The sequence below is a fragment of the Fictibacillus sp. 5RED26 genome (genome assembly GCF_015903895.1).
Lineage (GTDB): Bacteria > Bacillota > Bacilli > Bacillales > Fictibacillaceae > Fictibacillus > Fictibacillus phosphorivorans.
The window spans coordinates 13983-35680 of sequence record NZ_JACZDU010000001.1 but is presented as its reverse complement, the minus strand read 5'-3'; the positions used below and the strand labels follow the sequence as shown (position 1 = coordinate 35680).

24 protein-coding genes are annotated in these 21698 nt (G+C 39.7%); 5 read left to right on the top strand and 19 right to left on the bottom strand.

What is annotated here, in order from left to right; all coding sequences use genetic code 11:
* Positions 1–26: 26 nt before the first annotated feature.
* Entirely contained in the window at positions 27–1247 is a 1221-nt protein-coding gene (locus IHV10_RS00250) for a hypothetical protein (RefSeq protein ID WP_197126798.1), read from the bottom strand.
* Positions 1248–1340: 93 nt separating this feature from the next.
* Positions 1341–1742, bottom strand: a complete 402-nt coding sequence (arsC, locus tag IHV10_RS00245) for an arsenate reductase (thioredoxin) (protein WP_144703067.1) — start codon at positions 1740–1742, stop codon at positions 1341–1343.
* Between the two features lie 138 nt (positions 1743–1880).
* Between arsC and IHV10_RS00240 the strand changes: the two genes are divergently transcribed.
* Genes IHV10_RS00240 through IHV10_RS00230 form a run of 3 tightly spaced genes read left to right on the top strand, consistent with a single transcriptional unit; the run spans position 1881 to position 4016 of the window.
* Positions 1881–2201, top strand: a complete 321-nt coding sequence (locus IHV10_RS00240; protein ID WP_197126797.1) for an ArsR/SmtB family transcription factor — start codon at positions 1881–1883, stop codon at positions 2199–2201.
* 39 nt (positions 2202–2240) lie between these two features.
* Complete coding sequence (locus IHV10_RS00235) at positions 2241–3533, top strand: arsenic transporter (protein WP_370629652.1); 1293 nt, start codon at positions 2241–2243, stop codon at positions 3531–3533.
* Between the two features lie 18 nt (positions 3534–3551).
* The gene (locus tag IHV10_RS00230; RefSeq protein WP_197128126.1) at positions 3552–4016 is read left to right on the top strand and encodes an ArsI/CadI family heavy metal resistance metalloenzyme; all 465 of its coding nucleotides are present in this window, start codon (positions 3552–3554) and stop codon (positions 4014–4016) included.
* 45 nt (positions 4017–4061) lie between these two features.
* On the opposite strand, the gene IHV10_RS00225 is transcribed toward IHV10_RS00230, so the two are convergent.
* Complete coding sequence (locus IHV10_RS00225) at positions 4062–4259, bottom strand: DUF2642 domain-containing protein (protein ID WP_197126795.1); 198 nt, start codon at positions 4257–4259, stop codon at positions 4062–4064.
* A gap of 160 nt (positions 4260–4419) precedes the next feature.
* On the opposite strand from IHV10_RS00225, the gene IHV10_RS00220 reads away from it, so the two are divergent.
* Positions 4420–5007, top strand: coding sequence for a YitT family protein (locus IHV10_RS00220; protein ID WP_197126794.1), 588 nt, complete (start codon positions 4420–4422; stop codon positions 5005–5007).
* A gap of 210 nt (positions 5008–5217) precedes the next feature.
* Here IHV10_RS00220 and IHV10_RS00215 read toward each other — a convergent pair whose 3' ends face one another.
* The 16 genes from IHV10_RS00215 to IHV10_RS00140 all read right to left on the bottom strand — a co-directional run bounded on the left by IHV10_RS00215 (position 5218) and on the right by IHV10_RS00140 (position 19652).
* The gene (locus IHV10_RS00215) at positions 5218–5997 is read right to left on the bottom strand and encodes a sulfite exporter TauE/SafE family protein (RefSeq protein ID WP_197126793.1); all 780 of its coding nucleotides are present in this window, start codon (positions 5995–5997) and stop codon (positions 5218–5220) included.
* 30 nt (positions 5998–6027) lie between these two features.
* On the bottom strand, positions 6028–6516 hold the full coding sequence (locus IHV10_RS00210; RefSeq protein WP_197126792.1) for a DsrE/DsrF/DrsH-like family protein: 489 nt from the start codon (positions 6514–6516) through the stop codon (positions 6028–6030).
* 64 nt (positions 6517–6580) lie between these two features.
* Positions 6581–6808, bottom strand: coding sequence for a sulfurtransferase TusA family protein (locus tag IHV10_RS00205; protein WP_153236556.1), 228 nt, complete (start codon positions 6806–6808; stop codon positions 6581–6583).
* A 39-nt stretch (positions 6809–6847) separates the two neighbouring features.
* On the bottom strand, positions 6848–7972 hold the full coding sequence (locus IHV10_RS00200) for an MBL fold metallo-hydrolase (protein WP_197126791.1): 1125 nt from the start codon (positions 7970–7972) through the stop codon (positions 6848–6850).
* 42 nt (positions 7973–8014) lie between these two features.
* Complete coding sequence (locus IHV10_RS00195) at positions 8015–8581, bottom strand: sulfurtransferase TusA family protein (protein WP_197126790.1); 567 nt, start codon at positions 8579–8581, stop codon at positions 8015–8017.
* Positions 8582–8596: 15 nt separating this feature from the next.
* A complete protein-coding gene (locus IHV10_RS00190) occupies positions 8597–8899 on the bottom strand; it encodes a rhodanese-like domain-containing protein (protein ID WP_197128125.1) in 303 nt (100 codons plus the stop codon).
* Between the two features lie 190 nt (positions 8900–9089).
* Complete coding sequence (locus tag IHV10_RS00185; RefSeq protein WP_197126789.1) at positions 9090–9353, bottom strand: metal-sensitive transcriptional regulator; 264 nt, start codon at positions 9351–9353, stop codon at positions 9090–9092.
* A 113-nt stretch (positions 9354–9466) separates the two neighbouring features.
* On the bottom strand, positions 9467–11215 hold the full coding sequence (locus tag IHV10_RS00180) for a phospho-sugar mutase (protein WP_137790620.1): 1749 nt from the start codon (positions 11213–11215) through the stop codon (positions 9467–9469).
* A gap of 231 nt (positions 11216–11446) precedes the next feature.
* Positions 11447–12997 (bottom strand): bifunctional GNAT family N-acetyltransferase/carbon-nitrogen hydrolase family protein, encoded by a 1551-nt coding sequence (locus tag IHV10_RS00175; RefSeq protein ID WP_137790621.1) that lies wholly within the window; start codon positions 12995–12997, stop codon positions 11447–11449.
* A gap of 31 nt (positions 12998–13028) precedes the next feature.
* Positions 13029–13424, bottom strand: coding sequence for a VOC family protein (locus IHV10_RS00170; RefSeq protein WP_137790622.1), 396 nt, complete (start codon positions 13422–13424; stop codon positions 13029–13031).
* Positions 13425–13433: 9 nt separating this feature from the next.
* Positions 13434–14090, bottom strand: a complete 657-nt coding sequence (locus IHV10_RS00165) for an HAD family hydrolase (RefSeq protein WP_197126788.1) — start codon at positions 14088–14090, stop codon at positions 13434–13436.
* A gap of 74 nt (positions 14091–14164) precedes the next feature.
* Positions 14165–15019, bottom strand: a complete 855-nt coding sequence (locus IHV10_RS00160; protein ID WP_197126787.1) for a ComEC/Rec2 family competence protein — start codon at positions 15017–15019, stop codon at positions 14165–14167.
* 395 nt (positions 15020–15414) lie between these two features.
* Positions 15415–16581 (bottom strand): sporulation protein YhbH, encoded by a 1167-nt coding sequence (yhbH, locus tag IHV10_RS00155; protein WP_197126786.1) that lies wholly within the window; start codon positions 16579–16581, stop codon positions 15415–15417.
* A 203-nt stretch (positions 16582–16784) separates the two neighbouring features.
* The gene (locus IHV10_RS00150) at positions 16785–16958 is read right to left on the bottom strand and encodes a hypothetical protein (RefSeq protein ID WP_197126785.1); all 174 of its coding nucleotides are present in this window, start codon (positions 16956–16958) and stop codon (positions 16785–16787) included.
* A gap of 32 nt (positions 16959–16990) precedes the next feature.
* Entirely contained in the window at positions 16991–17566 is a 576-nt protein-coding gene (gene lepB, locus IHV10_RS00145; RefSeq protein ID WP_197126784.1) for a signal peptidase I, read from the bottom strand.
* A gap of 190 nt (positions 17567–17756) precedes the next feature.
* Positions 17757–19652, bottom strand: coding sequence for a PrkA family serine protein kinase (locus tag IHV10_RS00140; RefSeq protein ID WP_197126783.1), 1896 nt, complete (start codon positions 19650–19652; stop codon positions 17757–17759).
* 170 nt (positions 19653–19822) lie between these two features.
* Here IHV10_RS00140 and IHV10_RS00135 point away from each other — a divergent pair, with 170 nt between their 5' ends.
* Positions 19823–21661, top strand: a complete 1839-nt coding sequence (locus tag IHV10_RS00135) for a transglycosylase domain-containing protein (RefSeq protein WP_197126782.1) — start codon at positions 19823–19825, stop codon at positions 21659–21661.
* Positions 21662–21698 lie beyond the last annotated feature (37 nt).

Sequence of the window (21698 nt, the reverse complement as noted above, 5' to 3'; positions counted from 1 at the left end):
GGGTTCACCTCAATTTTCATCTAGTTTTATCTAGCTTCATATATATCTATCGTGCACGACCACCCAGAACATGCTTTTGGAGTTTGCAAATTATTAATCCACAACGTTTCTGGTGCCTCTAAACGTTCCTTTACCATTACTTTTGCACTTTGGCCATTCGTACGAATCCAAGTTAATCTTTCACCGGGTAACGTTTTGGGATAAACATCCGCTTCCCCTGAAGCTGGATTCGTTAATCTCTTTGCACTTCCGTCTTTAATTTTCACACTGACTAAAAAAGGTTTTGCTCTTTTTTCCTGGGAAACCCCATAACCCCACTCAATCTGACGGCTCACGATGATGTTCTTATCATTCAACCAAGTAAAATCACCGTCGGCATACCCGGTGTATCCTAGATTTATCTCGTTCCCATTCTTAAGATTCCATATCGTTAATCGTTTATTTTCAGAAGTCAGCCTTCCGATCCCTTTTATATACCCGAGCTGTTTCGTATTCGGCGACCAGTGGAACCAGTTCGGCTGATTTAACATGTTACCAATGTTACGCGTTCTGGAGCCGTCTAAAGAAACAACCATTAACGTGTTGGAGTCTGCCGACATGGATGCTGTTGGACATGCGATGAACGCAAACCACTGATCATCCATCCCCCACTTGAATTCTGTAGTACCTATCGCAAAGAACGTTTCACTCATCTTAGGCAGCGTCGTAATGTTCTGTACTTTGTTCAAATCTCCGTTTGCATTTACAGGAACGTAAAAAAGTCGAACTGGACTCCAGCCATCAGGCTCTAGATTTGCAGAAGATGAGACAACAAATCCTCTCCCGTCAGGTGCCCAGCTGTAGTTTCCTGTGCCAAGGATGACATTTTGAAAGGACGCTGCAGGTCTCGTTAGGTCGATTACATTGAGCACACCCCCGCTTTTCCATGCAAGCTTAGATTCTGTCGGAGACCATCTCGCCAAACTCACATCGCCATCGAATACTTTTCTTTTTAAACGTGTGACACGGTTATACACCCATAGCTCTTTCCCTTCACGCGCTATATAACTAATGTAAGTTCCATTGCTCGAAAACGTTGGATGAGTAAGATGAGAACCTTCAACAAGCTTTCTTTCTAATTCACCTTCTTTAAGCCAAAGTCCGTCATTTCTTATAAAAGCCGCTCTTCTATCAGATGCTTCTGCAACATTTGTGTGACTGATTACTATACAAATTAAGATCCATCCAAATATATAAAGCCGTTTCACATGATCACCTCATTAGTAACATGAGCGAAATGAAGAAAATCATACTAAAAAAGAAAGCTCAGGAACTAAGAAGTTCCTGAGCTTGGTATAACCTTATTCTCCTGTTTCAGCAAAGCGCTTGATACGTGCTGCGATCTCGTCACGAACGCGTTGGAATTCACTCCACTCTTTTCCTGCAGGGTCATCAAATCCCCAATGTTCACGTGTTTTGTGAGGTGGTGTTGCTGGACATACATCGTTAGCATGACCGCATAACGTTACGACTAAGTCTGCTTTTTCTAGAATGTCTTTGTCGATTACATCTGATGTCTGATTCGTAATGTCGATATCCACTTCTTTCATCGCTTTGATTGCGTTTGGATTAACACCATGTGCTTCGATGCCAGCTGAGTATACGTCATATTTATCACCAAGGTAGTGGTGTCCAAATCCTTCTGCCATCTGAGAACGACAAGAATTACCTGTGCAAAGGAAATAGATGATTGGTTTAGCCATTTTGTAAAACCTCCTGTAGTAAAGAACTTCTTTCGGAACCATCATAATATAAGTATATCCTTATATCAATATTTATTTATATATTCTTTGACATTTTATATAAACATATGGTTATATACTAATGAGGTGAAGTCAATTATGGAACTTGATCAGTTAACGGAATGTTATAAAGCCATGGCAGATAAAACACGATTAAATATTTTAGCTTTACTCCGCCACGAAGAATTATGTGTATGTGAGTTAGTTGATATCTTAAAGATGACACAGCCTAGTATTTCACAGCATCTTAGAAAATTAAAGCAAGCAAAACTCGTAAAAGAACGACGTAACAGTCAATGGATCTTCTACTCCATTGATGGAGAAATCTATCCATTCATTAAAGCAAATTTAGATTCCCTGCCTGATATGTCAGCTAAGATTGAAGAGTTAAAAGCTTCTGGTGGAAAAGTTTGTTGCTAACATAGAATTACATAAATAGGGGGGATTCTTATGAACAGCATGGCGTTAATGGCCTTCGCTGTATTTTTAGTGACGATTATTTTTGTTATATGGCAGCCACGCGGTCTTTCCATCGGTTGGTCTGCTACTGTCGGGGCCATCATTGCGCTTCTTCTTGGCGTAGTATCACTAGCCGATGTATGGACGGTTACCGGGATAGTCTGGAATGCTACATTAGCGTTTGTAGCGATCATACTCATATCGATTATTTTAGATGAGATCGGTTTCTTCGAATGGTCAGCCTTACATATGGCGCGACTTGCAGGTGGAAACGGTAAAAAGATGTTCGCTTATGTGATTCTGCTCGGAGCTGCGGTTTCAGCCTTTTTTGCAAATGATGGTGCAGCATTAATTCTGACTCCTATCGTACTTGCTCAAGTTCGGGCATTGAAATTAAAAGAAGCTATGATATTACCGTTTATTATGGCAAGTGGGTTTATTGCAGATACCACATCATTACCGCTTGTCGTCTCAAACTTAGTAAATATCGTGTCTGCAGATTTCTTTAACATAGGATTCGTTGAATACGCAAGCCGCATGATCGTGCCGAACTTCTTTTCACTGTTCGCTAGTATGCTCGTTTTGTTCCTCTTTTTCAGAAAAGATATACCGACGAACTATGATCTCTCTCAGCTCAAACAACCGAAAGAAGCCATTCGAGATGAGAAGATGTTCAAGCTATCATGGATTATACTAGCAGTTCTATTAATCGGGTATTTAACGAGTGAATTTATTGGTGTTCCTGTCTCATTCATTGCAGGAGCTGCAGCTCTTTTCTTTATCATCGTTGCTCGTAAAAGTCCTGCAATTCACACAAAAAAAGTAATCAAAGATGCACCGTGGACTGTTGTTGTCTTTTCAATTGGAATGTATGTAGTCGTTTATGGTCTCCGTAATGCAGGACTTACAGATATGCTAGGCAACTGGATTCAAGTTATCGCTGATGGAGGATTGTTCTCTGCTACAATTGGAATGGGTTTCTTGGCGGCTATATTATCATCTGTTATGAACAACATGCCAACGGTTATGATCGATGCACTAGCTATACAGGGAACGGATACATCAGGAGTTATTCGTGAAGCATTGATCTACGCGAATGTAATTGGTTCTGACTTAGGACCAAAGATCACTCCGATCGGTTCACTAGCCACTCTGTTATGGCTGCACGTCTTATCGAAAAAAGGTGTGAAGATCACATGGGGCTATTATTTCAAAGTCGGAATCATTTTGACTGTCCCAACACTTTTCATTACGCTTACCGGCCTATACTTATGGTTATTGCTACTATCTTAATAAGAAGGAGAGATCATGATGATTCAACGCATGCATGTTGCAGTCAACTGTTCAGACTTAGAAAAATCTCTAGCGTTCTATAAAAGCTTTTTCGGCACGGAACCGACAAAAGTAAAAGAGAATTACGCGAAATTTGAGCTTGATCAACCTGCTCTTCACTTTTCATTGAATGAACGTCCCTTTTCTAAAGACGGAGTCCTTAATCATCTCGGTTTTCAGGTAAACAACACGGAAGATGTACTATCCATGGGAGAAAGACTTAGAGAATCAGGATTGCTCTTAATCGATGAGATGGATACAACTTGCTGTTACGCCGTTCAGGATAAAGTGTGGGTATATGATCCCGACGGCAACGCTTGGGAGATTTTCTATACCAAAGAAGACTCTGAATTTGAATCTGCTGGTGATGCACGAGATCTATCTCTATGCTGTGCACCACCTCAGCAACCTCAACCGATCACGTTAGGTTTTACAAAGAAATAAAGGAAAAATCCCTCAGCATCATTTCTGCGAGGGATTTTTTTATGATCAAATGGTAGATATTGCAACAATCTCTTCAATACGAATAATGATCTGATCCCAATAGTTATGGTTATCGCTCATCACACATAGCGTAATATAATCTCTTTCTACTGCTCTTAGTCTGCCTTCGTAAGAATGATTTGTTGTATCCACCACTACCTGCCTCTCCAAAAGACACTTTGCTTCTCTTCTGAAGTTCTTCAACACCAATCACCTTCCCTATTTTGCATTGCAAGCAAGGGGCTTTCTATACTATTACATGCAAAAAAGAAAAAAGAGACACGGACAAACACCCTGTGCATATGACTATTCTTGTACAACGAAGCATATTATGTAGAAATAATCTTAGACAGGGATGAATGCCATGTTTGAACGGACGATAGCGATTTTCTTAGGAAGCGTGTTGCTTGGCATAGGCATCAATGGTTTCATCGTTCCCTTTCATCTTCTCGACGGAGGAATGATCGGAATTAGTCTTCTCGTGAAGTATGTGTGGGGTTATAAAGTAGGGCTAACGATCATTATTCTGAGCATCCCCATCTATCTAATAGCTTGGAAACTCGAGCGTCGATATTTTATAAACAGCATACATGGTTTACTCGTTTCGTCATTGATCATTGATTTGTTATCTCCTTTAAGAGGAATGTTTTCTGTCTCTGTCATGGAAGGTTCTGTAATCGGAGGATTGTTCATCGGAACAGGGATCGGTTGGATGCTGCGTCATGAAACGAGTACCGGTGGAACAGACCTGATTGCCCTTTTTCTTTCGAGATGGTTTTCCATTAATGTTGGGATGGTTATCTTTTTGATCGATGCAGCAGTCATCCTCGCTGGCCTTTATGTGATGGGAGAAGGTATTCTTTTCTACTCGCTCGTAACGATTCTATCCGTCGGTTTCGCAACCATGACGATGACGTTGATTCGGTCGATCAATTTCTATAGAAGCATCTAGGGGGACTGACCCCTTACAATTTATTTCCCTCTTCATTTTACTCTTCGGCACCAATACATTTGCTCAATATCATATTGTTGTTGTCATTGCTTTCACTTTGAAAGGGAAGTCAATCACACTATTTCCTATAGCTTTGATGAAAAAAAGGACCAGAAGTATTAATAAAGTACTCCTGGTCCTTTTTTCTTCTCGGCTAATTTTATTTTAACTTCAACTAAGAATATCTAACCAGATCTTGATCGATGTAGCGATAATCAGTGCTGCTAAGATAAATTGAAGAATTTTTGTATTCACTTTTTTACCAAACTGCGCCCCAAGTGGCGACGCGATCAGGCTGGCAACTACCATGATCACCGCCGGCCATAATAATACTTGCCCTGTCGAGATCTTACCTACAGTAGCGCCGATCGATGAAATGAACGTAATAGCAAGTGATGTAGCAATCGTCATACGCGTTGGTATCTTTAGGACGACTAACATGATCGGTACAAGGATAAATGCACCTGCTGCCCCAACGATACCTGCTGCAACACCTACAACAAATGCTAGAACTGCCGCAATCCATTTATTAAACTTAACTTGATCTAATGGAATATCATCGATCCCTTTCTTAGGGATCAACATCATGATAGCAGCTAAAGTAGCTAGAACAGCATAAACAATATTAATTTGCCCTTCTGACATGGCTTCTGAACCAAATCCACCAATGAAACTTCCTACTAGGATGCTACTACCCATATAGATGATCAGTGTCTTGTTCAGATAACCGCCTTTACGATAAGCCCAAACGCCGCCTATCGTTGCAAAGAATACCTGAACAGCACTGATACCTGATACCTCATGAGCCGAATATGCTGTGAAGCCGAGCATTGCAGGAATATAGAGAAGCATTGGATACTTGATGATGGATCCGCCGATACCTACCATTCCAGATATAAAAGAACCTATAAAGCCAATTAGAAAGATTGTAATAATGAACCCTAATTCCATGACTTCACCTCCCCTAAAACTTGATGTTTCTTAAATAAACAAGTTGATCTTAGATTCATCTGCATCAGCTAGGTATGATGCAACTCCTGCATAATCCAGTCCATCAATTAGTTCCTCTTTCGTAATACCCATTACATCCATCGACATCGTACAAGCAACCATCTTAACATCTAAGTCTTGAGCCATTTCAATTAACTCTTTTAGCGTTACGATGTTTTTCTTCTTCATCGTATACTTCATCATCTTCGCGCCTAAACCACCGTAGTTCATTTTAGAAATGCCTAGTTTTTCAGGTCCTTGAGGCATCATTTTTGCAAACATCTTATCCATGATTGTTTTCTTCACATTCACGTATTCTTCTTTTCTTAAGATGTTTAGTCCCCAGAATGTGAAGAACATCGTTACTTGTTTCCCCATTGCGGCTGCACCTGTAGCGATAATAAAACTTGCCATCGCTTTATCAAGGTCACCACTAAATACGACCATTGTTGATTTATCTTGTGTTTGTTGTTCCATCATTGAACGCTCCTTTTGAATCAGATACCTATACCTCTATAGGTATCTGATTGCATAAATTTTTTTGTTAACCTTTTTGGATATAAAACTTAAATACGCCGTCTTCTTCTTTATGTTCTAAAAGTTCATGACCAGAAGATTTAGACCATGCAGATAGGTCATTAACAGCACCCTTATCCGTTGCTAATACTTCTAAAATATCTCCACTTGCAAGTGTATCCATCGCTTTCTTTGTTTTCACGATTGGCATTGGGCAAGATAATCCTTTTGTGTCTAACGTTTGAGTTACGTTCATTTGTAAAACCTCCAGATAGTTTTATAATTTTTTGTTCAGTTATTCAGTGATCGCACAGCGGTTTGGACCAATTTCCATCTCACGCTGTTCATCGTTTGTAGGGTCAATTTTACCCATGTTCGTTTGACGAATTTCTTGATATGCGTTTGGCTGCGGTGGTAAATTTTCCGTTACAGCTCTTCGAAACTCATCTTCATTTTTTATGTTCAATCCATCGTTCTTTTCAAAGAGTTCACCAAGTGGTGCTGATACCGCACCTTTCTCATCTAGCTCGCTGATCTTTCCAAAATGAGCAGGCAACACAACTAGATCTTTAGAAAGGTTGTTATATTTGTTATATAGCGAATCCCGTAAATCACTAACCCAGTCCTCCGCTTTACCTGCAAGATCGGGACGTCCGATTGAATCAACAAACAGAATATCTCCTGAAAGCAAGAATTGTCCGTCAACGATCATCGAAGTGCTTCCAATCGTGTGACCAGGCGTATATAAAGGTTGAATCTCAATCTTCGTGTTTCCGATCGTAATATCGTTTCCTTCTTCTAATGCTGCGAATGAGAATGTTACTTCTTCAGCATCTTTTGGTGGTAACCAGTAAGTTGCACCAGTCTTTTCTGAAAGTCTGCGTCCCCCTGAAATATGGTCCGCATGAAGGTGTGTATCGATCATGTGCTTGATTTCAAGGTTGTTTTCTTTTGCAAAATCTTCATACGCTTCAATCGTACGAGCAGAGTCAATAATAGCCGCTTCTCCGTTCGATTCTACAAGGTAAGAAAGACATCCCTTACCGATACGGTTGAATTGATAGATCGAACCGCCATCTTTCAAATCTCCAAGCTTTACTGGCATTAAGTACTCACTCCAAGACTTCATACCCCCTTCGAGATAGTAAACGTCTTTAATGCCTGCTTCATCCAACATCTCTGCTACCATGACAGAAGATCCTTCTTTTGCACAAACAACGAGAACTTCTTCTTTCGGAAGATATTCTAAAACATCTTCTACACCATCGATCAGATCAAAATAAGGACGGTTAATGGATTCGATTCCTTTCCCTTCGATTCTCCAGTCTTTATAGTCCCCTTCATTACGAACATCGAGAATAAACATGCTTCCTTCAACAACACGTTTTGCCACTTTTTTAGCTGATAATGCTTTTATCATTTCAAAAATACCTCCCTAGGTATATTTACGATTAAAATTTTTTTATTCTGTTGGCCCATTCCATTCAACCATTCCAGGTAATACGTTCTTAACAAGTTGGAAACCATTCTCAGCAAGAATTTGTGCCGCCATATCGCTTCTTGATCCTGTACGACAAATAACATGGATCTCTTTATTTTTATCAAGTGTTTCTAATTTGCTTTCAAGTTCTCCTAATGGAATCGATACTGCCCCAGGTATACGTTTGAACTCATACTCTGCAGGCTCTCTAACATCTAGAAGAAGCATATCTTCTTTATTTTCAGCCAAGACTTTTTCTAATTCATCGTTTTGAATCGTATGCTCGAACTTTGCTGCCTCTTTCACTTCACCGGGATTTGATTTTCTTAAATAGTGCTTAAGAACATCTCCGTCTTCTTTTGTACCTAAATATTGATTTCCTGTGTTCCTTGCCCAGCCTTGAATATCAGCCAACGAACCTTTGTCTGTTGCTTGAACTTCAATAACTTGACCTGCCTGGAGCTGATCCATCGCTTTCTTCGTGCGAACGATTGGTAGCGGACAAGATAATCCTTTGCAATCTAATACGTGATCCACTTTAATACTCATTTTTGAAACCTCCACTTATTTATTTGTTATTTTACCTTTCCAAGAAAGCATTCCGCCTGACATGTTCACTACAGCAATTTGACTTGAAGCTAAGATCGCACAAGCTTTTTCGCTTCTTTTACCAGAGCGGCAAACCATGACATACTCTTTGCTTGAATCCAACTCATGGATTCGGTTAGAGATCTCCCCAAGTGGAATATGTGTTGCTGTAGGAATCATACCTTGAGCAACTTCATCGTTTTCACGAACATCAATGATATTTAATGGATTACCACTTTCTAATAATCGTTCTACTTCTCTTGCTTCAATCGTCTTAATAGACACAATTGTTATCTCCCTTCCATAATAAATACTTATACCCGTATAGGTATGCAAAATGATAAAAAAATATATGATTAACTCCGAACTACACGCTTACATATTAAGAAGATTTAACTTTTTAAATACCCATAGGGGTATAATAAGTGATAAAAGGAAATCTGTCAACAGTCTTAACAGTGACAGATATTTATCGACTTTTTACGAGAAGCTGCACAGCTTCTTTTACAATATCAGAATTCATCTCTTCTCCGTTTTCCATTTGTTCACGTAAACACTGTTCAAGGTTGGTGCCTACGATTAATCCAATTGTACGGTCAATCGCTGTACGTGATGCGGATAATTGAGTGATAACAGATTTACAATCTTGTTCTTCTTCTAGCATACGCAATACCCCACGTATTTGCCCCTCAATTCTTTTTAAACGATTTTTCATTTCTTGTGTGTATTCCATTTCAGCACCTCCTTTTAAAATACCTATAGGGGTATGTTACATCCCTTTAAGATTAATGTCAACTCAAATGAATGGTTTGGCTGCAAGTGTATGACTTGCAGCCTCTATTCTAGTTATTGTGCCACTTTTTGCATTCTTTCATGAACCAAATCCATCACTGATTGTTTTAAGTTCACTAATGCTTCATCAGCATTCTTGTGTGAATCTGCTGTAACACCAAAATAAAACTTTACTTTCGGTTCAGTTCCTGATGGTCTTACGCAGAACCAAGAACCATCTTCTAATTGATATTTAAGCACATTTGATTTAGGAAGATGGATGTCACTCTTTTCATCTTTCACTACATCGTATTGGACGCTCGCCTTGTAGTCTTCAGAAACCACTAATTTTTGTCCATTCACTTCAAGCGGCATTTCAGCTCTAAAGCCTGCTAATAAGTTTTCGATCTGTTCTGCTCCAGATTTACCTTTTAATGTTAGGGACTCGAGACCTTCCTTATAAAAACCGTGCTTTTTGTAAACATCATCTAAAGCATCAAAAAGTGTTTTTCCTTGTTTCTTATAATAAGCAGCCATTTCAGCTCCCATCAAACAAGCCTGAACTGCGTCTTTGTCACGCACAAAATCTCCGATCAAAGAACCGTAGCTTTCTTCATAACCGAAAATGAACGTATGTTTCCCGCTTTTTTCGTATTCCTTAATCTTTTCGCCGATGAACTTAAAGCCTGTAAGGGTATCTTCACACGTTAGACCATAAGACTCTGCTATTACTCGACCAAGTTCTGAAGTTACGATTGTTTTGAAGATGATCCCTTTTGAACATAAACTGCCTTTCTCTTCACGTTGTGAAAGAATATATTCAATCATGAGTGCACCAGTCTGGTTACCTGTAAGGATTTCGTATTCACCTTTACTGTTCTTAGCTGCGATTCCTACTCGGTCCGCATCAGGGTCAGTTGCCATCAAAATATCTGCGTCAGTTTCTTGTCCGTACTTAATTGCCAATTCAAAGGCAGCATGTTCTTCCGGATTTGGGGACTTCACCGTTGAAAAATTAGCATCAGGCTGTTCTTGTTCTTTTACAACCGTAACATTCGTAAATCCTAGCTGTTGAAGTCCTTCTCTAACCGGAATATTCGCTGTTCCGTGAAGAGGAGTGAAAACGATGCTTAAGTCATGCATCTCTTTGATTACTTCACGGTTTAAACTAATCTTTATGAGTTGATCCATGTAAGCTTTGTCGATTTCTTCACCAACAACTTGGATCAATCCTTCGCTTTTGAGTTCCTCTTCAGATCTCACTGCGATAGAAAGTTCATCATCAACGGCATTTACTTTTCCAATCACTTCATCAGCTTCTTTTGGCGGAAGCTGGCCGCCATCTGGACCATATACTTTGTACCCGTTGTATTCTGGTGGGTTATGGCTTGCTGTGATAACAATTCCGGAATAAGCTTTTAAGTATCTAACCGCAAAAGATAACTCAGGTGTCGGTCTCAAGCTTTCGAACACATAAGCTTGAATACCTTGAGAGGCTAATGTTTTCGCCGCTTCCATCGCAAACTCTGGTGATAGATGACGTGAATCGTATGCAATCGCAACACCGCGTTTTTTCGCTTTCTCACCTTGCTCTTCGATAAAATGAGCCAAGCCTAAAGAAGCTTTTCGAACCGTGTACGTGTTCATTCGATTTGTACCAGGTCCTATTTCTCCACGCATACCGCCTGTGCCAAATTCTAAATTTTTATAAAAGCAGTCTTCAAGCGCTGTCCTGTTTTCCTTGATTTCCTCTAATGCAGCCTTTAATGGTTGTTCGAGTTCTTCGTTCCCTACCCATTTCTCGTATGTTGTCTCCCAGGACATAGTACTGCCTCCTTATGTTCTATAAAATGAATGTTAATTGTTTTTTTGTTAGTTTCGATATGAATCGAGTTTTTCCTGCCCTATCTATTAAATACGGCCTTTATTATACCGCTTTCAGCACAAAAAATAAAATCACTAAAAAAAGTTCTCTCACACAATGACAATGTTCGTGATATTTCCCGAGAAATAGAAAAAAAGCGGCAAGCTATCTAGCTTACCGCTCTCGTCGTCTTATTTGCTTTTATCTTTTTGAACAACACTATACAAGTCTAGCCTTCTATCTCTAAGAAGGGTTACACTTCCTGTTTTACGTTGTCTTCTTAAAATTTCTAAATCCACATCACCTACTACAACTGTTTCAATATTCGGGTGACATTCCCCAACGATTCCGTCTCTCGGGAACGAAAAGTCAGAAGGAGTAAAGATACCAGACTGAGCATACTGGATATCCATGTTCTCCACTTGTGATAGGTTTCCAACAGTACCTGCGATTGCTGTATAGATCTCATTTTCAATCGCACGTGCTTGCGAACAATATCGAACGCGCAGATAGCCTTGACGATCTTCCGTACAGAAAGGTGTGAAGATGATCTTCGCCCCTTGATCGGTAACGATACGTGAAAGTTCAGGGAACTCGATATCATAGCAGATTAGAATTGCAACTTTTCCGCAATCTGTATCAAATACTTGTACTTTATCACCAGCTGTAATTCCCCACCATTTTCGTTCGTTCGGTGTGATATGAATTTTATATTGTTTATCAATTGTTCCATCTCTTCGGAACAGATAGGCAACGTTGTAGATATCTCCGTCTTCTTCAACAAAGTGGGAGCCACCTATGATGTTCACATTGTATCGAACTGCAAGATTCGTAAACAGTTCGATATATTGCTCTGTGAATTCTGTTAGCTTACGGATGGCTAAGCTTGGACTCTTCTCCTCACAGAACGACAACAGTTGAGTAGTAAGAAGCTCTGGGAACACAGCGAAATCTGATCCTTGATCAGAGGCAACATCTGTATAATATTCAACCTGTGTCGCAAAATCTTCGAAAGAACTTATGGTTTTCATCATATATTGAATCGTCGTGATTCGAACAGGCTCACTCGTTTTAAAATACTTTTTCGTTTTGTTAGGAATGTAATCAACATTGTTCCATTCCATTAAGGTCGCATATGCGTTTGATTGTTTATCATCAGGAAGATAGCTCTTGTTTAAACGCATTACAGTGAAACCGTTCATCAATTGAAAGGTTAAGACAGGATCGTAAATATTGTGCTGAATGACTTCTCTAACATATTCTCGAGGCGTCATTTCCTTTGAATGCTTATGGTAGTTTGGAATTCTACCGCCTAGAATAATACTTTTTAAATTCTTTTGTTCAGCTAGTTCTTTACGTGCTTCGTATAAACGAGCACCGATTTTCATTCGTCGGTATTCTGGGTGGACCATCACTTCGATACCATATAAGTTAAAACCTTCTGGATCATGGTTCGTAATGTAGCCTTTATCTGTGATTTCATCCCACGTATGCTTATCATCATACTCATCAAAGTTAACCATTAAGCTTGAGCAGCTTCCAACAATCTTTCCTTCATACGTTACACAAAATTGGCCTTCCGGGAAGATGCGAAGATGGCTTTCTAACTGCTCTCGTTCCCAAGGTTCCATGTTTCCTGGAAAACAGATTTGTTGAAGTTCTAAGATTTCTTCAATATCTTCAAACTCAATATTGCGTAGTTCTATTTTTTTCTCGAATTTCGAAACATCGATTTCACTCATGTTATCCACTCCTCTAACTTGCTTGCATAACTTACTTCCAATTCTTCATCCGTTCCTCGAGACTACCTGTAAAAAATTCGATTTCATTACCATCCGGGTCGTTAAAGCTAATTGTGTCCCCTCCGCCTCTTGCCATCGGGCCCCTCGTGATTTCAATGTTGTGTTCACGCAGCAAGAGAACCGCTTTAGGAAAATGTTCTTTAGAAACAGTAAATGCAAAATGATCGACACCTATTTGATTTCTATCCATAGGTTTTGCATCTTTTATTTCTAACAAACACAGCCACACTCCCCCGACATCTAAGTATATATCTGTATTCCCTTTATGAACGATTTTAGCACCTAGTACATTCATATAAAATGTTACGGATTTCTCTAAGTTAGAAACTCTGATGGTGATGTGATTTATGCCGTTAACTTTAAACATATTCTTTATTTATTTCTCTGCCTGTTTAATAAGTGAAGCGAGGCTCAACTCTGCTAAGGATTCCATCTGATGATCAACATCGTTAAAAGTCATATGTTTTGTAACGGGGTTGGGGATGGCTACACAATATAGTCCTGCTTTTTTAGCTGCCATTGATCCATTTACAGAGTCTTCAAACGCGATGGCTTCGTGAGGTTTTATATCTAAGGCTTTAACCACTTCAAGATAAAGAGCAGGATCAGGTTTAACTCTTTCGACATCATCTGCTGTTTTAATCACTTCGAAATGATGCTTCAATCCGATTCTCCCTAAATGCTCTTCTACCCATTTTCGCGAAGAACTTGATGCAAGACCGATCTTTAAGCCGAGTTCTTTTGCAGCTTCGAGGTAATCAAGAATACCTGGTAGTTCCCGTTGTTCGGAAATCAAAGCAAGAGCACGTTCCGTCTTTTTTGCTCTTAGCACATCATGATCAAGCTTTTGATCAATTTGTCTCTCTAAATATTCGTAAGGATTAAAATCAGAATGGGTACCGATGCATTCTCCCCAAACTTCGAGCGGTAAATCGCTTCCATGTTCCTGATACAACTCTTGAAACGCGTTATAATGTTGCGTTTCCGTATCTAGAATCGTTCCATCAAAATCAAATATCAATGCCTTGATCACGGTTAACCAATCCCATCTTAAGCGTTTTATACTATTTTCTTAAATAATTATAAAAGACGCAAGAAAACCGAATTTTAATGAAGGACATTCGTTCTAAACATAATCTTCTTCCCATTGCTTGTGGCGATGATCGCCCCGAGCTGATCTGTCCGATAGACTGTCATCTTTCTATTGTCTAAACGATACAATACCTCTTTTGATGGAAACTGATAAGGGTTATTCCTTCCGACCGAAATCACTGCCGTTTTTGCTTTTACTTTTTTCAAAAATTCCATCGTTGTACCCGTATTAGCTCCATGGTGACCCAATTTAATTACATCTGCTTTAACGCCACCACGTTTTAAAATCTCTTTTTCTTCTTCAGCACCTGCATCTGCCATGAGAAGAAAATTCTTTTTGCCATGTTTGATCTTTATCACCGCTGAGTAGTCGTTGATGTGCTTATAATACGAACCCTTTGGAGCCAGCATCTCTACTTTTACAGAGAAGCCCATCTTAAAATTCACACCTGCTTTTGCCCGATCTACCGGAATCTGCTTTTCGTTGATCACACGAAAAAGGTCATGATAATATTTGGTGTCGTATGGAAGATTCGGCATATACAAAACACTCACTGGAAACGCCCGTATCACATCATCCAGCGAACCAATATGGTCATGATGCGGATGAGTAGCTACAACGATATCTAAATGCGTAACGCCTTCTTTTTCTAGATAAGAGATGATCTTCTCTCCGTCATGTTCATCTCCGCCATCAATTAACATCGTTTGTCCGTTTGGCGCTTTTATAAGAATACAGTCAGCTTGGCCAACGTCTAAAAAGTGAATCGTCAACGGATCAAACCAGTCCGCTCGAGCTTTATGAGGAACAATAGTTAACATGAGCATCAAGCTCAAACAGAAAACGGCAAACTTGTTAATGGTCTTCAAATCTCACACCCCTTTACATCCATTTTTTCGTCCATAATGCGTAACCTTAGTTATATGTAATTATGTTGAATTCAACAACAAAACCCGCCATCCAATACATGGATGCGGGCGATTTGGTTTTTTATGAATAGTCGTTCTCTAAAAGCTCATTCCTAATTGAATATTGTCTGGAATTATATCTATAATGTTCTCTTCTAAAAGAATGCTGCTATCGAATTTTTTACTTCATCGACAAGTTGATCGGAGTGTAAGATGCGAGACTCCTGCGGGACAAGCGGTCAGGTGAGACCCTTAAAGGCACAAAGTGGCAAGGGGCTCACCGCCTGCCCCGCGGAAAGCGAGCATCTGAAACGGAGATCAACCACTTTCAAGTACATCAATGAATACAACTGGCCTTATGCGTTCACTTCATTCTTCTTAAAAAAGCTCTTCATAGCATGATACACATCAGCTTTTTCTTTTAGGATATAATGACTAAACTTCGGATTATCCATATTCTTATACACACTCATCAACGTCGAATGCCGGTTATACGCGTTCACTTCACCATATCCAAACATGTTAGAGTGCTCCATAATTTGCTGAACAAGTTTCACACATCGTGCATTATCACTCGTAAGGTTATCCCCATCAGAGAAATGGAACGGATAAATGTTATAACGGCTCGATGAATATTTCGTCTCGATCAACTCAAGCGCCTTGCGGTAAGCAGATGAACAGATCGTTCCTCCACTTTCACCTTTGTTAAAAAAGTCTTCTTCTGACACGACTTTTGCCTCCGTGTGATGCGCGATAAATTCAATCTCTACTTTCTCATACTTCGATCGCAAAAAGCGTGTCATCCAAAAGAAGAAACTTCTCGCCATGTACTTTTCCCAGATTCCCATCGAACCTGAAGTATCCATCATAGCGAGGACGACGGCTTTTGATTCAGGTTTGACGACTTCGTTCCATGTTTTAAAGCGAAGGTCATCATTATGGATAGGAGCAACACTCGGCTTTCCGATCAAAGCATTTCGTTTGAACGCAGTTAGAATCGTTCTCTTTTTATCCACGTTCCCCATGAGCCCTTTTTTACGAACATCATTAAATTCGATTTTTTCCATTACGATCTGGTCTTGTTCTTTTTGTTTGAGGTTAGGCAATTCTAGTTCTTTAAACAGCATTTCTTCCAGCTCTAAGATAGATACTTCTGCTTCTGCATAATCGACACCTGGTTTGTCGCCTGCAGGTCCCTTGCCTTTTCCGGCCCCGCTCTGTCCGGCACGTCCATCTCTGGCTACTACATCCCCCACCTGACTATCTCCATCACCTTGGCCTACGTGCTTGTTTTTGTCGTAGTTGTATCGGATTTTGTATTCATCCATAGAACGGATTGGAATCTTAATCACATCACGCCCGTTGGATAAAATGATATTCTCTTCACTTATCAAATCCGGCAAGTTGTTTTTAATGGCTTCCTGCACTTTTTCCATATGCCTTTGATGATCTTGATATCCTTTTCGGTGGAGGGACCAGTTTTCCTGAGACACAACAAAATTGTTCTTTTCCGGCTCGCTCATCGTTTTCCCCCTCCAAAGCAGCAAGAGTCAATGCTGCTTGTTCTTGATCAACCCGGGGCATAACTTGCTTGTAACAATCCGCTATTATCAGAAAAAAAGGGTTGGTTACACTATCATATGCACGTACTTCTTAGAATTGCTAAACTTTCATGATAAAAAAGCCCTCTTTTCTAAAAAAGAAAAGAAGACTTTGTTTTGATAATTTATTTATTGTATTCTTTCTTGTCGTGTTGCTGTGGGTCGGGCGTTTTCCCGCTTTTGCGGACTTCCTCATTTGTAGAAACGTGCTCCATCACTTTTCCGTGTTCTTTCATTTCCTCAAAGTTAGATGCCATTGAACTGTTTTTTCGTTTAGGTTCATTATTTTGTTTTGTCATAGGGATTCACCTCTTACTGAATTTTTCCCCATTTATTCCTTTTTAAAACCATTAAAAACTTTCAGCTCATCCATCGGCCAATAACGAATATTAGCTTCACCGACGATATCAGACATCTCAACAAAACCAATATGACGGCTGTCGATACTGTGAAGCCTGTTATCACCAAGTACAAAGATTTTTCCTTTTGGAACCGTATCGAGCCCTGTAATCTCTTCTAATGTAAAGTTGCCTGTGAGTGTCCGGTTACCAGCAAATCGTTTAAATTCTTTTAAATAAGGTTCTGCAACAGGTTTGTTATTGATATATAACTTGTCGTCTCGGTAAGCAATATGATCACCAGGAAGACCAATCACTCGCTTAATATAGTCCTCTTCAGGATTAGCCTTAAAGACGATTAGATCAAATCGTTCTGGCTGGCTTATTTCATACCCTATCTTATTTACGATCAGCCGGTTTCCATTTTGGATGGTCGGCATCATAGACTCACCGTAAACCACATATTGCTCAATCAAAAACTTTTTTATTATAATAGCTAGAATAAGTGCAACACCAATTGCTTTTATCCAATCCATTAATCCGTTTCTTTCTTTTTTAGTCGAGCTCATCGGGCTCACTTCCTTTAGTTAGCTTATTAGTATCAATTTACCATTTTTAAGTAAGTAAATACAAGTTCAATTATTTTTAACATAAATACGATTGTAAACTCTACTCTGTAATTTGTTTAGTTTCCCCTAAATTTCTGTAAAAAAACACACCCTGACAGCCTTAATCGTGTCCTGGGTGTGTTTCGATATTTTATCGGTTCAATAAACTTCCTACGTATCTTAGTAGTTCGTTGGCACTAGTTGTATTATAGCCGTGTTCATCCACTAGACGTGCGATGACCTCATTAATCTTTTTCAGTTGTGACTCATCAGGGGTTTTGGATGATGTAGTGATTTTTACAACATCTTTAAGATCCGCGAATAATTTCTTTTGAATCGCTTCTCTTAACCGCTCATGAGAATTATAGTCAAATTTCTTTCCTTTTCTTGCATAAGCAGAGATTCTAATTAGAATTTCTTCACGGAATGCTTTTTTCGCATTCTCAGAGATTCCGATCTGCTCTTCGATCGATCTCATTAATTTCTCATCAGGACTCATCTCTTCACCAGTAAGCGGATCGCGTAATTTATTTTTATTGCAATACGCCTCCACATTATCCAGATAATTGTCCATAAGCGTTTTCGCAGACTCTTCGTACGAGTAAACGAACGCTTTTTGAACTTCTTTCTTCGCAATATCATCGTACTCTTTGCGAGCTGCCGAGATAAAGTTAATAAACCTCTCTTTATCTTCCTTTGATATGGATGCATGATGATCAAGCCCGTCTTTTAATGAACGCAGAACATCTAAAGCGTTGATAGAAGGTGTTTCTTTGCGAATGATCGCTGATGATATTCGGTTGATAACATAACGCGGATCGATACCAGACATCCCTTCATCAGCAAACTCTTTCTTCAGTTCCTCAAGGTCAACGTGGTTGAATCCTTCTACGATCTCACCGTCATACAACCGCATTTTCTTTAAAAGATCCATTCCTTGTTTCTTCGAATCCTTCAATCTTGTTAGCACAGAGAATGTTGCGGCCACTCTTAATGCGTGCGGCGCAATATGAACATGAGACATATCACTCTCTGAAATCATCTTGGCGTAAATCTTTTCTTCCTCTGAAACTTTTAAATTATACGGAACGCCCATTACGATAATCCTTGAGTGCAGGGCTTCGTTTTTCTTATTCGCGATAAACGACCTGTATTCTGATTCGTTCGTATGCGCGACAATTAATTCATCTGCTGAGATAAGTGCAAATCTTCCTGCTTTAAAGTTTCCTTCTTGCGTAAGAGAGAGGAGATGCCATAAGAATTTTTCATCACACTTCAGCATTTCCTGAAACTCCATCATTCCTCGGTTAGCTTTGTTCAGTTCTCCATCAAAGCGATACGCCCGTGGATCTGATTCTGATCCATACTCTGCAATCGTCGAGAAATCGATACTTCCCGTTAAGTCAGCGATATCTTGTGACTTTGGATCGGAGGGACTGAACGTACCGATCCCTGTTCGCTTATCTTCTGAGAAGAATACTCGCTCTACCATAACATCTTCAATGCGATTGTCATATTCGTGTTCTAGCCTCATCGTGTTAAGAGGAGATAAACTTCCCTCTACTCGAATACCATAATCATTAAAAAACTCTTTTCTTAAGTGCTGTGGAATAAGATGCAGTGGATCTTCGTGCATCGGACAACCTTTGATCGCATAAACTGCTCCCGCAGGTGTTTTTGTGTATGACTCTAATCCTCTTTTAAGCATTGTAACTAAAGTGGATTTACCACCGGATACTGGTCCCATCAACAGTAAAATACGTTTACGAACATCAAGGCGTTTAGCAGCAGGATGAAAATACTCTTCAACAAGTCGTTCGATTGATTCTTCTAATCCAAAAATCTGATCGCTGAAAAAATGATACACCTTTTGACCATTTTTTTCTGAAATGCCAGCATCTTTGATCATGTTGTATACTCTTGAATGCGCAGACTGGGCAACAAATGGCCGATCTCGTAAAATATCAAGGTATTCAGCGAAGGTACCTTCCCAGGCTAAACGCTGTTCTTCTTCACGATGCAGTTGGATTCTTGATAAAATATCCATGAGTACCTCCTTGATTGTATTGGCTCCATCAAGTGTTAATCTACTCTATGCGGGGATGTCCGTAATCATTCTGTTTGTATAGCGATTTTTATTTAAAAAAGTTGGAATCCCCATTTGCATAGTCATGGTAAAATATGTTTATCCTTATGTTTTGAAACGGAGAAAGCCTTATGAATCAAAAGCTTGGCCTTGTTACAGTGCTACTATTGCTCAGTATCGTGTTCTTTTCATTTATGGGTTTAAGAAATGAACACGAAAACTATATTCCTTTTCAAAAAGCGATTTCTTCACTTGCTCAAGTGGAGAATATGAAATTAGCTGAAAACAGTCGCCTCCTCGATCGAAACGGAGACTTTCTTTATGAGTTCAAGAGTAATGAGAGCCGCATTTATCTTGATTACAACAAAATTCCTGCACCTGTGCGCCAAGCTTTCATCGCAACGGAAGACCAGGATTTTATACAACATCATGGAATCGATGGAAAAGCGATAGCCCGAGCTTTTATTACGAATTCTACAGCAGGATCTGTTCAGCAGGGCGGCAGTACGATCACACAGCAGCTCTCACGCAATCTATTCCTAACACACGAACGTACATATGACCGAAAATTAAAAGAGCTATTAATCTCCTACAGAATCGAACAACAATTATCGAAAGAGAGAATCTTAGAGCTTTATATCAACTCGATCTATTTTCAAAATGGCGTATATGGCATCGAAAAGGCTAGTCGATATTACTTCAGTAAGCCAGTGGGTTCACTTTCCGTAGCGGAAACAGCACTGCTTGCAGCCATTCCAAACAATCCAAAGTTGTATAATCCTTTAACAAACTTTGAGAACACATTGAAACGGCAAAAGTGGATTTTATTGAAGATGAAGGAGCAAGGATACATAACAGAAGCCACTTATGAAGCATCACTTAAACAACACATTAAATTAAACGTTTCACAGTCTGTCGTTCCCTATCCTGAAATTGTAGGGTACGTAAAAGAAGAACTTCTAAGTTTATTAGCGGCCGCTCCTGCTAATAAAGGGCTGACAGCAGATGAGCTTCTGATAAAACGAGATCAGCTATTAACAAGCGGTGTTATCGTTGAGACTGCATTAGATTCTAAGCTGCAAAAAGTAGCAGTGCGTGCTGTGAATAGCAGGTTGCCCTATAACGACGTAGAAGGATCTGTCGTGATTATCGATCATGTTTCAAAACAGATCGTTTCTATAGTTGGCGGAAAGAATGTTGCGTTAGAAGAATTTAACCGAGCTCATCAAGCGAAAAGACAGCCGGGTTCTTCCATAAAACCACTTCTCGTCTACGCCCCCTATGTTGAAGTATTCGGCGCAAAATCACACTCGCTCATTTCTGCTTCAAGAATTTGTGAAGGCAACTATTGTCCTAACAACTATGGAGGGGCATCTTACGGTACAGTCTCCTTAAAAAAAGCGATGGCGAGTTCGATCAACACAGCGGCTGTCCGAGCACTAAGGAAAACTGGAGTAAATAAGGCGTTTTCTTATTTGCAACCATTTAACTTTTCGTCTTTAACGAGAGAAGATTATCAGCTCGCAAGTGCACTTGGCGGATTTTCAAAAGGCTTTTCGCCGCTAGAACTTACAAGTGCGTATACTGCTTTTAGTTCTGATGGGACTTATGTAAAACCTAGGTTGATCACTTCTGTAAAAGATAAGAACGGAAAGGTGTTATATGCTTGGAAAGAGCAACCTATTTCTGTGTGGAGTGAAAAAACAAATAACGTGATGCGTGAGATGCTCCAAGCCGTTACGATTTCAGGAACTGCAAGAGATGCTCGATTCAAGGGTTCAACGTACATTGGCGGGAAGACAGGAACAACAAATAACGTGCGCGACCTTTGGTTTATCGGGCTGACAGATCGTTATACAGCAGGCGTTTGGGTTGGACGAGATACACCAAGCAGTCTTCGGTCTATTGAGAGTGAATCTCCCGAAGTCATGATTTGGCGAGATATTATGATAAAAGCACATCAAAATTGAGATGAAGCATGCATTATAAATAAAAAAAATAGTTGGA

Excerpts from the sequence above, each read along its gene's own strand:
- IHV10_RS00180 (WP_137790620.1), bottom strand. The coding sequence starts at position 11,215 with ATGTCCTGGGAGACAACATACGAGAAATGGGTAGGGAACGAAGAACTC.
- IHV10_RS00140 (WP_197126783.1), bottom strand. The coding sequence starts at position 19,652 with ATGGATATTTTATCAAGAATCCAACTGCATCGTGAAGAAGAACAGCGT.
- IHV10_RS00235 (WP_370629652.1), top strand. The coding sequence starts at position 2,241 with ATGGCGTTAATGGCCTTCGCTGTATTTTTAGTGACGATTATTTTTGTT.
- IHV10_RS00200 (WP_197126791.1), bottom strand. The coding sequence starts at position 7,972 with ATGATAAAAGCATTATCAGCTAAAAAAGTGGCAAAACGTGTTGTTGAA.
- IHV10_RS00205 (WP_153236556.1), bottom strand. The coding sequence starts at position 6,808 with ATGAACGTAACTCAAACGTTAGACACAAAAGGATTATCTTGCCCAATG.
- IHV10_RS00230 (WP_197128126.1), top strand. The coding sequence starts at position 3,552 with ATGATTCAACGCATGCATGTTGCAGTCAACTGTTCAGACTTAGAAAAA.
- IHV10_RS00195 (WP_197126790.1), bottom strand. The coding sequence starts at position 8,581 with ATGAGTATTAAAGTGGATCACGTATTAGATTGCAAAGGATTATCTTGT.
- yhbH (WP_197126786.1), bottom strand. The coding sequence starts at position 16,581 with ATGAGCGAGCCGGAAAAGAACAATTTTGTTGTGTCTCAGGAAAACTGG.
- IHV10_RS00240 (WP_197126797.1), top strand. The coding sequence starts at position 1,881 with ATGGAACTTGATCAGTTAACGGAATGTTATAAAGCCATGGCAGATAAA.
- IHV10_RS00170 (WP_137790622.1), bottom strand. The coding sequence starts at position 13,424 with ATGTTTAAAGTTAACGGCATAAATCACATCACCATCAGAGTTTCTAAC.
- IHV10_RS00220 (WP_197126794.1), top strand. The coding sequence starts at position 4,420 with ATGTTTGAACGGACGATAGCGATTTTCTTAGGAAGCGTGTTGCTTGGC.
- IHV10_RS00215 (WP_197126793.1), bottom strand. The coding sequence starts at position 5,997 with ATGGAATTAGGGTTCATTATTACAATCTTTCTAATTGGCTTTATAGGT.
- IHV10_RS00135 (WP_197126782.1), top strand. The coding sequence starts at position 19,823 with ATGAATCAAAAGCTTGGCCTTGTTACAGTGCTACTATTGCTCAGTATC.
- IHV10_RS00150 (WP_197126785.1), bottom strand. The coding sequence starts at position 16,958 with ATGACAAAACAAAATAATGAACCTAAACGAAAAAACAGTTCAATGGCA.
- arsC (WP_144703067.1), bottom strand. The coding sequence starts at position 1,742 with ATGGCTAAACCAATCATCTATTTCCTTTGCACAGGTAATTCTTGTCGT.
- IHV10_RS00185 (WP_197126789.1), bottom strand. The coding sequence starts at position 9,353 with ATGGAATACACACAAGAAATGAAAAATCGTTTAAAAAGAATTGAGGGG.
- IHV10_RS00210 (WP_197126792.1), bottom strand. The coding sequence starts at position 6,516 with ATGATGGAACAACAAACACAAGATAAATCAACAATGGTCGTATTTAGT.
- IHV10_RS00175 (WP_137790621.1), bottom strand. The coding sequence starts at position 12,997 with ATGAGTGAAATCGATGTTTCGAAATTCGAGAAAAAAATAGAACTACGC.
- lepB (WP_197126784.1), bottom strand. The coding sequence starts at position 17,566 with ATGAGCTCGACTAAAAAAGAAAGAAACGGATTAATGGATTGGATAAAA.